This is a genomic window from Paractinoplanes ferrugineus, from assembly GCF_016862195.1.
Lineage (GTDB): Bacteria > Actinomycetota > Actinomycetes > Mycobacteriales > Micromonosporaceae > Actinoplanes > Actinoplanes ferrugineus.
Window position 1 is genome coordinate 57,892 of sequence record NZ_BOMM01000044.1, and the last position, 14,786, is coordinate 72,677.

Sequence of the window (14,786 nt, forward strand, 5' to 3'; positions counted from 1 at the left end):
GCCCGAACCGGGGTACGCGGTCCACCACTGCCGACATGATGGAGGACACCCAGATGGACAGCTCCAAGCCGGGGCGCGTGCTCAAGGACGTCGTCGAGGCGGCGGCGGCGAAGGTTGCCGACGCGCGGCCCGATCAAGTTCCAGGATCCCCGGGCAGCGGTGTTCCCTCGCTGGCGGAGCCGACCACCCCGCAGGACCCGCTGCCGCCGAAAAGCGAGCAGGGCACCCCCGACACGCGTACGCCCACGGGTGCCCCCACCGACGTCCCGCCGACCGCCAAGGGTCAGCAGGGCGCGTTCCTGACCACCGCCAACGGCGCGCGGCTGCGGGACACCGACCACTCGCTGAAGGCCGGCCCGCGCGGCCCGATCCTGCTGCAGGACCACCACTTCCGCGAGAAGATCACGCACTTCGACCACGAACGGATCCCCGAGCGGGTCGTGCACGCCCGCGGCACCGGCGCGCACGGCACGTTCACCGGTTACGGCACCGCCGAGGGCGTGAGCCGGGCCGGGTTCCTCGCCAAGGGCAAGGAGACCCAGGTCTTCGTCCGGTTCTCGACCGTGCTCGGCTCGCGCGGCTCGGCCGACACAGTCCGTGACACCCGCGGCTTCGCCACCAAGTTCTACACCGACGAGGGCACGTTCGACCTGGTCGGCAACAACATTCCGGTGTTCTTCATCCAGGACGCGATCAAGTTCCCGGACGTCATCCACGCCGGCAAGCCGCACCCGGACCGCGAGATCCCGCAGGCGCAGAGCGCACACGACACGTTCTGGGACTTCGTCTCGTTGCACACCGAGGCCCAGCACCACACGATCTGGAACATGTCGGACCGAGGCATCCCGCGTTCGTACCGCACCATGGAGGGCTTCGGCGTCCACACCTTCCGCCTGGTCAACGAGGCCGGCGAGACGGCGCTGGCGAAGTTCCACTGGAAGCCCAAGCTCGGCGTGCACTCCCTCGAATGGGAGGAGGCGCAGATCGCCGCGGGTGTCGACCCCGACTTCCACCGCCGTGACCTCTACGACGCCATCGAGGCCGGCGCCTACCCCGAGTGGGAACTGGGCCTGCAGGTCTTCCCGGACACCCCGGACGAGACGTTCGCCGGCATCGACCTGCTCGACCCCACCAAGATCGTGCCCGAGGAGCTGGCCCCGGTTCAGGCCGTCGGCAAGCTGGTCCTGAACCGGACCCCCACCAACTTCTTCGCCGAGACCGAGCAGGTCGCCTTCCACCTGGGCAACCTGGTCCCCGGCATCGACGTCACCAACGACCCGCTGCTGCAGGGCCGGCTGTTCTCCTACCTGGACACCCAGTTGACCCGGCTGGCCGGCCCGAACTTCTCGCAGATCCCGATCAACCGCCCGCACGCGCCGGTCAACGACATGCTCCGGGACGGCTTCCACCAGCAGGCCGTGCACGCCGGCGTGGCCCCGTACCGCCCGAACTCCCTGGACGGCGGCAACCCGTTCGAGGCCGACGACGCCTCGCACGCGTTCCTCGACGTCCCGGTGGTGGTGGCGGCCGCGCCCAAGATCCGCGAGAACCCGGCCTCCTTCGACGACCACTACAGCCAGGTGCGCCTGTTCTGGCAGAGCATGACCCCGGTCGAGAAGGAACACATCATCCGGGCGTACACCTTCGAGCTGGGCAAGTGCTACGAGCAGGTGATCAAGGAACGCCAGCTCCAGTGCCTGGCCAACATCGACCCCGTGCTGTGTTCGGAGGTGGCGACCGGCCTGGGCCTGCCCGCCCCGTCCCCGACCCAGCCGCTGGCCGAGGTCGAGCCGAGCGCCGCTCTCTCCCAGGTGGGCCAGCTGTGGCCGGCCGATGGCCGCGTCATCGGCATCGTGGTCGACGCCGAGGCCCCCGACCCGGACGTGGACGAGGTCCGCACCGCCATCTTCGCCGCCGGCATGCTGCCCCTGGTGATCGCCGCCCACGGCGGCAAGGTGGACGGCCTCGACGTCCAGCGCACGTTCGCCACCGCCCGCTCGGTGGAGTTCGACGCCCTGCTCATCGCCGGCGCTCCCGCCCCGGCGCCGGACGCCCTCCCGGCCCGGGACGCGAAGGCCGGCTCCGGCAGCGGCCCGGCTTCCCTGGTCGACCCGCGGGTGCTCCTGCTGATCGAAGAGAGCTGGCGGCACGCCAAGGCGATCTGCGCGTGGGGCTCCGGCGCGGCCGTCCTGGACGCGGCCGGCGTCGTCGGAACCCCGGGCGTGCTGTCCGAGAACTCCGGCGAGGCCGCCCTGGCCGCCCTCCAGCAGCTGCTCCCGGCGCACCGCGTCTGGGAACGGTTCCCGGCCACGGTCAGCTGACCCGCTCCGGCCCGCCCGCGCTCGTCACCCCGCACGCTCGTCACCCGCCGCCTCCGCGCTCGTCACCCGCCGCCCCGGCGGGTGGCGAGCGCTTCATTTCCCTGCGGGCGAAGCTCCGGTGCGGGCCCGGGGGTCAGGGCGGCACGGGAATCTCCACTCGCAGCAGTGTGGGACCGCCCGGCGGGCTGGACAGGGCCACCGCGCCGTCGACCGCGGCAACCCGGTCGGCGAGTCCGATCAAGCCCGACCCCCGCGACGGATCCGCGCCGCCCCGCCCGTCGTCCCGAACCTCGAGGACGATGCGGCCGGCCACCACCTCGGCGCTGACCACGGCACGCTGGGCCGAACTGTGCTTGGCCACGTTGGTCAGTGCCTCGGTGACGACGAAATAGGCCGTTACCTCGACCTGCGACGGCAGCCGGCCGGACAGGCGGACGCACACCTCGACCGGCAGCGGGGCGGCCGCCGCGACCTCGTTCACCGCCGCCGCCAGGCCCCTGTCGGTAAGCACCTTCGGATGGACCCCGCGGATCAGCTCGCGCACCTCGGTCAGGGCCTGCTTGGCCAGCTCATGGGCGTGCGACACCTGCTCGGAGGCCGCCGAGCCGGCCGGCAGCTCCAGGCGGGCCAGGCCGAGCTGGATGGTCAGCGCGACGAGCCGCTGCTGGGCACCGTCGTGCAGGTCGCGCTCGATGCGCCGCCGTTCCAGCTCGAACGCGTCGACCAGGCGCGCCCGGGACTGGGTCACCTCGACCAGCTTGGCGTCGGCGTCATGGACCCGCGGCGCCAGGATCGCCCGCGCCATGGCCGCCCGCGCCCCCGCCCAGGCGGTCACCGGGTAGGCCGCGACGATCGCCAGCGGCACCCCCACCAGGGCCATCGGCAGCGTCCGGGACAACGGCTCGTCGTCGATGTAGATCGGGCCGGCGAGAAACATCAGGGGCAGGTAGACAGCGGCGGCGACCACGACCGCGTCCATCCAGCACAGCATCAGCGCCGACAGCATCGTGTAACCCAGCTCGCGCCACGTCGCCTGCTCCCGCAACCGCAGCGTCACCCACGCCCGGACGCCCGCGTGCGGGGCCGGCCGGTGCGGGTCGGGCAGCGCGACCTGGTCGACCAGACGCATGCGCCGCCGCTCGAGCCGGCCGACCGCCACCCCGGACAGCGCGGTGGCCACATAGCCGGCGATGCCGATCACCACCACCGACAGCACGAGGCCCGCGACCAGCAGCCCCAGGACGGCGAGGAACGTCGCGATCCCCAGCATCGCTCCGCCGGCCAGGTAGGCCAGGGACCGCCAGGGCCAGGCCGACCGCAGGAACTCCGTCGGCCGCATCGTGAGCGCTTCGAGCGCGTTGCGAACCGGCATGGGGCGACGCTACCGGTGGCGGACTCGTTTGTCGGTAGTGCTGGATATACCTCGGAACTACATCCAGCTCTACTGTGCCCACTGCTCCGGACCGGTTAGCTGATCGCCATGACAACGGCGAACAATCCACCGGCCGTCGAGCTGCGGGGTGTCACCAAGACCTACGGTTCGGGCGAGCGCACCGTGACCGCGCTCGACGATCTCGACCTGATCTTCCCCGCGGGCACGTTCACCGCGGTGATGGGGCCGTCCGGCTCCGGCAAGTCGACTCTGCTGCACTGCGCGGCCGGCCTCGACCGGGCCACCGGCGGCGAGGTGATCATCGACGGCACGCCTGTGGCCGGCTTGTCCGAGCGGGTGCTGACCAGGCTGCGCCGCGAGCGGGTGGGGTTCGTCTTCCAGGCGTTCAACCTGGTCGCGGCGTTGACCGCGGCGCAGAATGTCGCGCTGCCGCTGCGGCTGGCCGGTCGCAAGCCGGCGGCCGGCGAGGTCACCGCGATGCTCGGCGAGGTGGGTCTGGCCAAGCGCGCCGACCATCGGCCCAGCGAGCTGTCCGGCGGTCAGCAGCAGCGGGTGGCGATCGCGCGGGCCCTGGTCACCCGCCCCGCGGTGCTGTTCGCCGACGAACCGACCGGGGCGCTCGACGCGGCGTCCGGCCGCGAGGTGCTGCGGCTGCTGCGCGCGTCGGTCGACCGGCACGGCCAGACCGTCGTGATGGTCACTCACGACCCGTTCGCGGCCGCGCACGCCGACCGGGTGCTGTTCCTGGCCGACGGCCGGGTGGTCGACTTCCTGACCGGGCCGTGCGGAGCGCAGGAGATCGCGCTCCGCACGGCCCGCCTCGAGGAGGGCCGCCCGGCGGAGGTGCTGTCGTGAGGCTCGCCTGGGCGATGGTGCGGCATCGGTTCGCCGCTTTCGCGGGCACGTTCGTCGCCGTCGCGCTGGGCGTGGCGGTCGTCGCCGGCGCCACCACGATCTACCTGTCGTCCCGGCCCGAGGCGCCGGAGCGATACAACTCCGCACCGGTGCTGGTCCGCTCCCCCTCGGTCGGCGACAACGCCTTCGGCGAGCCGGAATACCAGTCGTGGACGGCCGGCGAGGCGATCAGGTTGTCCGGCGAGCTGGCCAAGCTGCCCGGAGTCACGGCCGCGGCCGTCGACCCCGTCTTCTACGCGCAGCGGGTGATCGCCGGCCGCCCGGCCGGCGATCCCCAGGATGCCCTGCTGGCCGGGCACGCCTGGTCCTCAGCCGCGCTCGGCGGCTACCGGCTCGCCGCCGGCACCGCACCGCGAGGGCCCGGGGAGGTCGTGGTCGCTGGGGTCGCACCCGGCAGCCGCATGCCGGTGCTCACCGCCGCCGGCCCGGCCACGTGGACCGTCACCGGCACGGTCGACGGCCCCGGGTTCTACGTCGCGGACCGCGAGGCGCTGCGCATGTCCGCCGGCGTCCGGGTCATCGGCCTGACCGTGGACGGCGACGCCGAGGCGGTCGCGGGGGCGGCCCGGGGCGTGGTCGGTCCGGCCGGCGAGGTCGTCTCGGGCGGGGCGCGCGACTCCCTCGAACCGGTGAGCGTGACGCGGACCCGCTGGCTCGGTGCGCAACTGCTGATCGCGATGGTCGTGCTGGGCGGCTTCGTCGCGGTCTTCGTCGTGGCTTCGACCTGCGCTCTCGGCGCCGCACAGCGGCGGCGTGAGATCGGCCTGCTGCGAGCGGTCGGCGCGACTCCGGGTCAGGTGCGCCGATTGATGTACGCGGAAACGCTCGTCATCTCGACCATGGCCGCTCTCGCCGGTCTGCCGCTCGGCGCGCTCACCGCGCCCCTGCTCACTGGTCCGCTGGTCGACACCGGTCTGGAGCCGGCCGGGTTCACGGTGACCATGCAGCCGGCGGCGCTGGCCGGGTCCTTCGTTCTCGGCGTCGTGGTCGCGCTGGCCGGCGTCGCCGTCGCGGCCCGGCGGGCGAGCCGCGCCCCGGCGCTCGACGCGTTGCGGGAGGCGGCCGTCGAACGCCGCGCGATGACTCCCCTCCGGTGGATCGCCGGTGCCGCCACGGCCGCCCTCGGCACCCTGTTGCTGGTGACGATGCCGATGATGGCGACCACCGACCAGTCGAGCGCCGGCCTGGGCGCCGCGATGCTCCTGCTGACCGCGGCCGCGGCGCTGGCCCCGATCGTGATCGTCCCGCTGGTCCGCCTGGTGACCTGGCCGTGGCGCGGCGCGGCAACCGGCATGCTGGTGCGCGAGGGCACCCTGATCGCGGTCCGCCGGGTGGCCTCGACAGCGGCGCCCGTTCTCCTGACCGTCGGCTTCACCGTGCTGCTCACCGGCACGGTCGCCACGATCGACGACGTACAGGGCCAGCACGACGCCGACAACATCCCGGCCACGGTCGTGCTCGCCCCCGACGGCGTCCCCGGCCTGGCCGAGACCGCCGTGCAGGCCCAGGCCGGCACCTCCCACCTGCCGACCCGGCTTCTGGTGACCCGAGGGGCGACCACGGCCGGCTACGACGCGGAGGGCGCCCCGCCTTCCGAGCTCGGCCCCGGCCCGGCCGGCAGCTCCGGCGGCGTCGTGCTCGACAAGACCCGGGCCAAGGATCTGCACGCCTCCGTCGGGACGACCCTCGACGTGCGATGGGCGGACGGCTCCACGGCGGCGCTGCCCGTCCGGGCGATCAGGGCCGCCGCGGGAGCCGGCATCCTGGTTCCGCGGGAGCTCGCCCGTCAGCACGACCCCGCCGCGCTCACCAGCGCGGTGCTGCTCAACGGTCCACCGGTCGCCTCGGTCGGGGCGCGGCCGATGTCGGCGCGCGATTACGTGCAGATCGAGATCGACGAGGAGGGCGAACTGATCGACCTGTTCCTGCTGGTGCTGATCGGTCTCACGGTCGGCTACACCGGCCTGGCCGTCGCCAACACGCTGCTGATGGCCACCTCCGCCCGGCGCCCGGAGTTCCGCACACTGCGCCTGGCCGGCGCGACCGAGGCTCAGATCCTGCGCGTCACCTCAGCCGAAGCCCTGCTCGCCGTCGCCGTCGGCACGCTCCTGGGAGCCGGGGTCGCGGTGGCCTCGCTGAGCGGTGTCCGCGCCGCCGTGGAAGCCGAACTCGACCGCGCAGTCGCCTTGGTCGTCCCCTGGGGCACAGCCGCCGCAGTCATCGCGACGTGCACCGTGGTAGCCCTGGCCGCCACCACCCTCCCGGTCCTACGCCGATCCCGCAGCGCCACCTGACCGCGAAGCCACCCCAGCCCCGCCCCGCGAATCCAGCCGCGCCCCCGCCCCGAGCCGGGCGGGGGCGCGACCGGCACAGGCACAGCGGGAGTAGCTGTGCCCGCCTACCGCTACGTGCCACCGCGCGTGGTGGCCCTCGAAGGCGCGGACGTCAATGAGTGCCGACCTATGCCGGGAACGGCGCCCACCGCCGTCGAGGCGGCGGGCCAGGTAAACCAAGATCGACCGAGGCCGCGACCGGTGCCGACCAAGCGCGGTGCGCCGCACCTCGCGATGCGCCGCACCGACAGCCGGCTGCAGAAGGCGGACCGGGGCGGGGCCGACCGGTGAGGGTGGGCGGATGGGGCAGATCAGGCCAAGTGGTGGCGAGGGGCAGCGCGGCGGCCGGGCGAACGCGGTGGCCGGGCGAACGCGGTGGCCGGGCAGGGACCGGGGCCGGTCGTCGATGCGGGTGAGGGGCGGCGAGCCGGGAGGGAAGAACGGGGCGGCTGGGGGCGGGAAAGGAGCGCCCGGCTGGGCCGGCGAGTGGGCAACGAAGGGGAAACAAGAGCGAAACGGAGGGTTCGCACAAGGGGGGTGGCGTGCTGGGATGGGGGGCGGGGCCGCAGGACGATCATGAAGGGGAACGACGCATGCTTAACCTCTCCATTTTGCTGGAGGACAGCGCTCGCAACTATCCGGAGCGGGCGGCGGTCGTTCTCGGCGGGCAGCGGCTCACCTATGCACAGGTCGACGCGGCGGCCAATCAGGTGGCCAACCTTCTGGTCGAGCGGGGCATCCGGCCCGGGGACAAGGTGGCGCTCTCGTGCCCGAATCTGCCGTATTTTCCGGTGGTCTATTACGGCATTCTGAAGGCCGGCGCGGTGGTGGTGCCGCTGAACGTGTTGCTCAAGGGGCGGGAGATCGCCTACCACCTCGCGGATTCGCAGGCCAAGGCCTACTTCTGCTTCGAGGGCACGGCTGAGCTGCCGATGGGCGCGCAGGGGCACGCCGGGTTCGGGCAGAGTGCCGGGTGTGAGCACTTCGTCCTGATCACCGCGGACCCGGCGGCGGCGTCGCCGATCGACGGGGTGGAGACGCTGGGGCAGGCTCTGGCCGGGCAGGCGCCGGTGTTCGAGCCGGTGTTGCTGCCGGAGACCGACCCCGCCGTCGTGCTCTACACCAGTGGCACCACGGGCCAGTCCAAGGGCGCCGAGCTCAGCCACTCCAACCTGGTGCTGAACGCGCTCACCTGCAATCGGCTGTTCGGGAGCAAGCCGGGGACGGACACGCACCTGCTGGTGCTGCCGTTGTTCCATTCCTTCGGGTCGACCGTCAACATGAACGCCGGCTTCTCGGTCGGGGCGACGCTCGTGCTGCTGCCCCGGTTCGACGCGGCGGCGGCGGTCAAGCTGCTGGAGAGCGAGAACGTCACGTTCTTCGCGGGGGTTCCGACGATGTACTGGGGGCTGCTCAACGCGCTCACCGACGACGTCGACGTGGCCCGGATCGCGGCCAACATGCGGGTGGCGGTGTCCGGTGGGTCGAGTTTGCCGGTGGAGATCATCCGGGCGGTCAAGGAGCGGCTCGGCCTGACCATCCTGGAGGGGTACGGGCTGTCCGAGACGTCGCCGGTGGCCACCTTCAGTCAGCCGGAAGCCGATCCGCGGCCGGGCTCGATCGGGGTGCCGATCTGGGGCGTCGAGGTGAAGTTGATCGACGAGCAGTGGAACACGATCGAGGGCGCCGACGAGATCGGCGAGATCGCGATCCGCGGGCACAACATCATGCGCGGTTACCTGGGGCGGCCGGAGGCGACCGCCGAGGTGATCCGCGACGGCTGGTTCCGCAGCGGGGACCTGGGGCGCCGGGACAAGGACGGCTGGTACTACGTCGTCGACCGGGCCAAGGACATGATCATCCGGGGTGGGTTCAACGTCTACCCGCGGGAGATCGAGGAGGTGCTGATGACGCACCCGGCCGTCTCGCTCGCGGCGGTCATCGGGGTGCCGCACGACAGTCACGGCGAGGAGGTCAAGGCGTTCGTGATCCTCAAGGACGGCGTGTCGGCGACCGAGGACGAGCTCATCGCGTGGGGCCGGGAGCAGATGGCGGCCTACAAATACCCGCGTCTGGTCGCGATCGTCGAGTCCCTGCCGATGACGGCGACCGGCAAGCTCCTCAAGCGAGAGTTGAGCTGAGCCACCCCGGAGGATGATCACTTGCGTGGATACCGCACAGTAGGACCGGCGGTATCCATGCCTCGACGGAGGAAGCTTGAGCACAGCTTTGGAGGCCCGGCCCACGCCGGCAACGACGAAAGCGGAACGGTGGGCACACCTGCGGCGTACGTCGCCGGGCCGGCTTCAGATGCGCCTGGCCGCGCTCGTCGTCCTGGGTGTTCTGACCGGGCTGCTGGCCGGCCTCGCCGCCGCCGAGACCAAGTCCGGCACCGGTGACCTGGGCGAGCGAGCGCAACCGCTGCTGGTGCAGGCGGAGGCGATCTACGAGGGGCTGGCCGACGCCGACACCACGGCCGCGCAGGCGTTCCTGGCCGGTGGCCTGGAACCGGCCGCGCTCACCGACCGCTACAACGAGAAGATCGCCAAGGCGACCACGGCGCTCACCGAGGCGGCCCGGCTGGCCCCGGCCGACAGCGAGGCGTCGAAGGCGATCCACGAGATCGCGAACGGCGTGGCGCGTTACACCGCACTGGTGGCGACGGCCCGCGCCGACAACCGGCAGGGCCTCCCGGTCGGTTCGTCCTATCTGTCGGCAGCCTCGACGTTGAACCGGGAGACCCTTCTCCCCCAGGCGCAGAGCTTGTTCACGATCGCCCAGCAGCAGGTTCAGGACGGCTACCGCAACGCGAAGAGCTGGTGGTGGGTCACCTTCTTCGCGCTCTCGCTGCTGGCCCTGGCCGGCGCGTTGTTGCTCACCCAGCGCTACCTGAGCCGCTCCACCCACCGCACCTTCAACGTCCCGCTGGTGGCGGCCACCGTCGTGACCGTCCTGCTGGCACTCGGCTCGCTCGGGCTCCTCCGGTCGCAGCAGTTCCATCTCGCCGATGCCGAGGACGCCGGTTCCACCCCGATCGCGCAGCTGGCCGAGGCCCGCATCCTGGCCCTGCAGGAGCGCGGTGACGAGGCCCTCACCCTGGCCCTGCACGGCAGCAGCGACGAGCCGGAGAAACGCTGGGTGGCGGCCGACCCGCAACTGTCGGCGGCCCTGGGCAACGAGTTCCTGCCCGACGGCACCGGCGCGGCCTACGCGGCCTACCGGCAGGCCCACCAGCAGATCCGCAAGCTGGACGCGCAGGACGGCAACTACGACGGGGCGGTCGCGCTGGCTGTCGGCACCGCCACCACCGGCAAGTTCGAGCAGGTCACCGACGACATCGGCACGGCCCTCGAGCAACGCAAGGTCAAATTCACGGAGGAGATCGAAGCGGCCGGTACGGGCCTGACCGCGCTGCTGATCCTCGGCCCGCTCGCGGCCCTGGTGATCTGCGGGCTCGCCTACGCGGGCATCCGCACCCGCCTCGAGGAGTACCGATGATCAAGCGAGCGATCGCCGCCGTCGTGCTGACCGTCGCCCTGACCGGCTGCACCCCGACGACGACGTCGATGCCGAAGGCCGTGCCGCAGCCCAGCTCCTCCACCACCAAGGCCGCCCCGGCGGACACCTCGTGCAACGCGCGGGCCAGCCGCAAGCCGGCCGGGGCGCTCCCCCAGCCGGGCCGGATGCCGGCCGGCTCCTACATGGCGGAGATCCAGAAGAAGGGCCGGTTGGTGCTCGGCACCAGCCAGGACACCCTGCTGTTCTCGGCGCGCAACCCGTTCACCGGCAAGGTCGAGGGCTTCGACGTCGACATGGGCAGGCAGATCGCCGAGGCCATCTTCGGCGATCCCGGCAAGCTGCAGATCAAGGTCATCGCGTACGACAAACGGGTCAGCTCCGTGCAGGACGGCCCGGACAAGGGCGGCGTGGACATCGTCGCCGACACCATGACCGCCAACTGCGACCGCTGGAAGCAGGTCGACTTCTCGACGATCTACTACGAGGCCGGGCAGCGGGTGCTGGTGTCGAAGGACTCGACGGCCACGAGGATCGAGGACCTCGGCGGCAAGAAGGTGTGCGCGGCCGAGGGCTCGACCTCGTACACCAATATCGGCGCCGTGAAGCCGAAACCGATTGCCGTCTCGCGACCCTCGTTCGGCGATTGCCTGGTGGCTTTCCAGCAGAACGAGGTGGACGCGGTCTCCACCGATGACACGATCCTGGCCGGCATGGCGGCGCAGGACCCGTACGCGAAGGTCGTCGGGAACAAGTTCACCGAGGAGCCGTACGGCATGGCGATCTCCTCGCAGCACCCGGAGTTCACCCAGTTCGTGAACGCGGTGCTGGAGAGGAACAAGGCCGACGGCACCTGGACGAAGACGTACGAGAAATGGCTGGGCTCGTTCGGCAAGGCCCCGCAGCCGCCCGTGGCGCAGTGGAGATGACCGACCTCGCGCCGGCCGACGCCGAGTTGTTCCGCCTCGAGACCGCCTTGACCGCGATCGCCGCCAACCTGGTCGACCTCGACGACAACCCGGCTCGCAAGGATCTGGACAAGACGCAGCTGACCGGCGTGACCAAGGCGAGGTGGGCGGACGCCACCGACGCGCTCACCGAGCTCTGGGACGGTTATCGTCTGCTGACCGACGTGGTGACCAAGGCGCGCCAGACCCGCGACCAGCGCAAGCTCAGCGACGCCGACCGGGCGGCGGTCAGCCACCAGCTCCTCGGCAAGTCGATCATGCTGTCCACCACCACGGTCCCGCTGGCTCAGCGCGGGCTGCTCGGCACCAGCCAGATCCACACCACCTGTTCCCCGGCCGAGCTGCTGTCGGCGATGGAGGCCGCGTTCACCGTCGCGGCCACGGTGGCCACCCGGGCCGGCGAGGCGTGGCAGCGGTTGCTGCCGGCCGCCGCCGACGCCGCCGCCGCTGTCGACAACGTGCGCGCCCTGACCCGTCAGGCCGGCGCCAGCACGGCGACGATCGACGAGGCCGACCGCCGGCTCGGCCGCTTCACCGCCCAGCTGGCATCCGACCCGCTCGGGGCCGACGGCCGCGATCTCGACCCCGTACGGGAGCTGATCAGGCGGGCCGACGCGGAGCGCACCTCGGCCGCCGAGCTGAGAGAGGCACTCACCCAGCGCCTGGCCGACGCCCGCGCGCTCGCCGCGAAGCTCAGCGTCGCCCAGACGGCCTTGCAGCACGCCGCGGACCAGGCCCTGGACCGTTTCCGCGACCAGGACATCAGATCGGTACGGGGTCCCGACCTGACGCCCGACCTGCGAGCCGTCGAGGCGCTCGCGGCGGCCGGCCACTGGCCGCTGATCAGCCCGAAGCTGGCCGACTGGACCCGCCGGGCCCGGGAGCGGCTGGCCACCCTGGAGAACGCGACAGCGCACAACGCGGGCCTGCTCACCACCCGCAACGAGCTGCGCGGCCGCCTCGACGCCTACCGGGCCAAGGCGCTGCGGCGGGGTCTCGGTGAGAGCACCGACCTGACCGAGCTGGCCGAGAAGGCCCGGACGATGCTGTTCACGGCACCATGTGATCTCGAGGCGGCCCGCGTGGCCGTCGACGCCTACCAGGATGCGCTCACCGCCACGATCGCGAGGGACGGCAAATGAAGTGCGAACGTAACTGTCCCGGCACCATCGAGGACGGCTACTGCGACACCTGCGGCATGGCCCCGGCCGCCTCGGCGAAACCGGCGAACACCACGCCCTCCCAGCGCACCCGGGCGACCTCACCCTCGCAGCGGACGAGTGCGCTCTCCACCCGTACCGGCGGAAGTGGCCGGACCGGCAGCTCCCGCACCGGGTCCCGGCGCCGCCGGTTCGGCGGCGGCCTCGTCGAGGTCGTGCCGATCGTGCAGGCCGACCCGGCGACCGCCATCATGGCCGAGGCCGAGGTTCCGGAGGACAAGCGGTACTGCGCGAAGTGCGGAAACGCGGTCGGCCGGGCGCGGGGTGACCGCGCGGGGCGCACCTCCGGCTTCTGCCCGGCGTGCGGTGAGCAGTTCAACTTCACCCCGAAGCTGGTCAAGGGCGATCTGGTCGGCGGACAGTACGAGGTGGTCGGCGCGATCGCGCACGGCGGTCTCGGCTGGATCTACCTGGCCGTCGACCGGAACGTCTCGAACCGCTGGGTGGTGCTCAAGGGCCTGCTCAACTCCGGCGACGAGGACGCCCTCGCGGCGGCGGTGGCCGAGCAGCGCTTCCTGGCCGAGGTCGAGCACCCGAACATCGTCAAGATCTACAACTTCGTCGAGCACGACGGCGCCGGTTACATCGTGATGGAGTACGTCGGTGGCCAGTCCCTCAAGGACATCCTCAAGAAGCGCCGGTTGGCCAACGCCGGCAACGTCGACCCGCTGCCGGTGGACCAGGCCCTGGCGTACGTCCTGGAGATCATGCCGGCGTTCGGCTACCTGCACGACCGCGGTCTGATCTTCTGTGACTTCAAGCCGGACAACGTGATCCAGTCCGGTGACCAGATGAAGCTGATCGACCTCGGCGGCGTCGTGCACATCGACGACCTGGACGCGGCGCTCTACGGCACCGTCGGTTACCAGGCGCCGGAGATGGCCACCGAGGGCCCGTCGATCGCGTCCGACCTGTTCACCATCGGCCGCACGCTGGCCGTGCTGACCACCGACTTCCGCGGCTACCAGAGCACGTTCAAGGACAGCCTGCCCGACCGCGGCGAGTTCGAGGTCTACCGCCGCCACGAGTCGTTCTACCGGCTGCTGCTGCGGGCCACCGCGCTCAACGCGGCCGACCGGTTCGTCGACTCCGACGAGATGACCAGCCAGATGCTCGGCGTGCTGCGTCAGGTGCTGTCGGCCGGGGACGGGCAGCCCCGACCGGCCACCTCCCGGATGTTCACCGGCGAGCTGCGCACCGACCTCAAGGCCGACGCGCCCCGCTGGCAGGACCTGCCGACCCCGATGATCGACCTGGCCGACCCGTCGGCCGCCTTCCTGGCGTCGGTCACGGTCACCGACCCGGCCGAGGTCCTGGCGCTGCTGAAGAACGCGCCCGAGGAGACGGTCGAGGTCAAGCTGCGCGCGTTGCGCGCGCAGATCGATCTGGGGGTACGCGACGACGACTTCGCCCCGGCCGAGCAAGCGCGTGACGCCCTCCTCGCCGCCGACGGGTCGGACTGGCGGATCGCCTGGTACGACGGTCTGCTGTCGCTCGCCACCGAGCGGTTCGACGACGCCCGCCAGCAGTTCGACGCGGTCTATTCGGCACTGCCCGGCGAGCTCGCCCCGCAGCTCGCGCTCGGCCTGACCCTGGAACTGGCCGGCGACCCGGGGGCGGCCGGCTACTACGACGTGGTCAGCCGCACCGACCCGGCGTACACCACCGCGGCCGCCGGGCTGGCCCGCTGCCGTCTCGTCGCGGGCGACCGCAACGGCGCCGTCGAGGCGTACAACCGGGTGCCCGGCACCTCCTCGGCCTTTCGCAGCTCGCAGGTCGGCGCGGTGCGGGCCCTGGTGCGGGCGCACCCGTCCGCCGCCGCCGACGTGACCTCGCTCGCGGCCGCGGCGGCGCTGATCGAGCGCCTGGAGATCGAGGCGGCACAACTGGCCGCGCTCCGGGCCGAACTGCTCGAACAGGCCTTGCAATCGCTGGCCGGTGGCGGCACCCTGCCGGGGACGGTCCTGGGTGCCACCCGTGGCGGCCAGGTGGGTGAACGCGACGTACGGTTCGCCCTGGAGCACGCCTACCGCGAGATGGCCCAGGCCGCCCACGGCCCGGAACGGATCCGCCTGGTGGATCTCGCGAACGCGTCCCGCCCACGGACGCGCACATGACGG

Annotated in this window: 9 protein-coding genes; 8 read left to right on the forward strand and 1 reads right to left on the reverse strand. The window is 72.0% G+C overall.

The annotated features are described in order from the left end of the window. Positions 1 to 53 precede the first annotated feature (53 nt). Complete coding sequence (locus tag Afe05nite_RS23610) at positions 54 to 2,321, forward strand: catalase (protein ID WP_203819383.1); 2,268 nt, start codon at positions 54 to 56, stop codon at positions 2,319 to 2,321. Positions 2,322 to 2,454: 133 nt separating this feature from the next. On the opposite strand, the gene Afe05nite_RS23615 is transcribed toward Afe05nite_RS23610, so the two are convergent. Then, positions 2,455 to 3,693, reverse strand: coding sequence for a sensor histidine kinase (locus tag Afe05nite_RS23615; RefSeq protein ID WP_203819353.1), 1,239 nt, complete (start codon positions 3,691 to 3,693; stop codon positions 2,455 to 2,457). Positions 3,694 to 3,801: 108 nt separating this feature from the next. Here Afe05nite_RS23615 and Afe05nite_RS23620 point away from each other — a divergent pair, with 108 nt between their 5' ends. The 7 genes from Afe05nite_RS23620 (at position 3,802) to Afe05nite_RS23650 (ending at position 14,783) form a co-directional block, all read left to right on the forward strand. Further along, positions 3,802 to 4,569, forward strand: coding sequence for an ABC transporter ATP-binding protein (locus Afe05nite_RS23620; RefSeq protein WP_203819354.1), 768 nt, complete (start codon positions 3,802 to 3,804; stop codon positions 4,567 to 4,569). Further along, positions 4,566 to 6,923 (forward strand): ABC transporter permease, encoded by a 2,358-nt coding sequence (locus tag Afe05nite_RS23625; protein WP_203819355.1) that lies wholly within the window; start codon positions 4,566 to 4,568, stop codon positions 6,921 to 6,923. The genes Afe05nite_RS23620 and Afe05nite_RS23625 overlap by 4 nt, the downstream gene beginning before the upstream one ends. 632 nt (positions 6,924 to 7,555) lie before the next feature. Then, a complete protein-coding gene (locus tag Afe05nite_RS23630) occupies positions 7,556 to 9,103 on the forward strand; it encodes a long-chain-fatty-acid--CoA ligase (RefSeq protein WP_203819356.1) in 1,548 nt (515 codons plus the stop codon). A gap of 76 nt (positions 9,104 to 9,179) precedes the next feature. Beyond that, positions 9,180 to 10,460 (forward strand): GlnX family signal transduction membrane protein, encoded by a 1,281-nt coding sequence (locus tag Afe05nite_RS23635; protein WP_239118144.1) that lies wholly within the window; start codon positions 9,180 to 9,182, stop codon positions 10,458 to 10,460. Continuing rightward, positions 10,457 to 11,407, forward strand: a complete 951-nt coding sequence (locus tag Afe05nite_RS23640) for a glutamate ABC transporter substrate-binding protein (RefSeq protein ID WP_203819357.1) — start codon at positions 10,457 to 10,459, stop codon at positions 11,405 to 11,407. The genes Afe05nite_RS23635 and Afe05nite_RS23640 overlap by 4 nt, the downstream gene beginning before the upstream one ends. Beyond that, a complete protein-coding gene (locus Afe05nite_RS23645) occupies positions 11,404 to 12,588 on the forward strand; it encodes a hypothetical protein (protein WP_203819358.1) in 1,185 nt (394 codons plus the stop codon). Before Afe05nite_RS23640 ends, Afe05nite_RS23645 begins: the two co-directional genes overlap by 4 nt. After that, positions 12,585 to 14,783 carry a serine/threonine-protein kinase gene (locus Afe05nite_RS23650; RefSeq protein WP_239118145.1) on the forward strand — a complete coding sequence of 733 codons (2,199 nt, stop codon included), beginning with the start codon at positions 12,585 to 12,587 and terminating at the stop codon, positions 14,781 to 14,783. The genes Afe05nite_RS23645 and Afe05nite_RS23650 overlap by 4 nt, the downstream gene beginning before the upstream one ends. Positions 14,784 to 14,786 lie beyond the last annotated feature (3 nt).

What these genes read in the sequence shown, in the direction of transcription:
- Afe05nite_RS23650 (WP_239118145.1), top strand. Translation starts at nt 12,585, where the DNA reads ATGAAGTGCGAACGTAACTGTCCCGGCACCATCGAGGACGGCTACTGC.
- Afe05nite_RS23610 (WP_203819383.1), top strand. Translation starts at nt 54, where the DNA reads ATGGACAGCTCCAAGCCGGGGCGCGTGCTCAAGGACGTCGTCGAGGCG.
- Afe05nite_RS23615 (WP_203819353.1), bottom strand. Translation starts at nt 3,693, where the DNA reads ATGCCGGTTCGCAACGCGCTCGAAGCGCTCACGATGCGGCCGACGGAG.
- Afe05nite_RS23620 (WP_203819354.1), top strand. Translation starts at nt 3,802, where the DNA reads ATGACAACGGCGAACAATCCACCGGCCGTCGAGCTGCGGGGTGTCACC.
- Afe05nite_RS23630 (WP_203819356.1), top strand. Translation starts at nt 7,556, where the DNA reads ATGCTTAACCTCTCCATTTTGCTGGAGGACAGCGCTCGCAACTATCCG.
- Afe05nite_RS23640 (WP_203819357.1), top strand. Translation starts at nt 10,457, where the DNA reads ATGATCAAGCGAGCGATCGCCGCCGTCGTGCTGACCGTCGCCCTGACC.
- Afe05nite_RS23645 (WP_203819358.1), top strand. Translation starts at nt 11,404, where the DNA reads ATGACCGACCTCGCGCCGGCCGACGCCGAGTTGTTCCGCCTCGAGACC.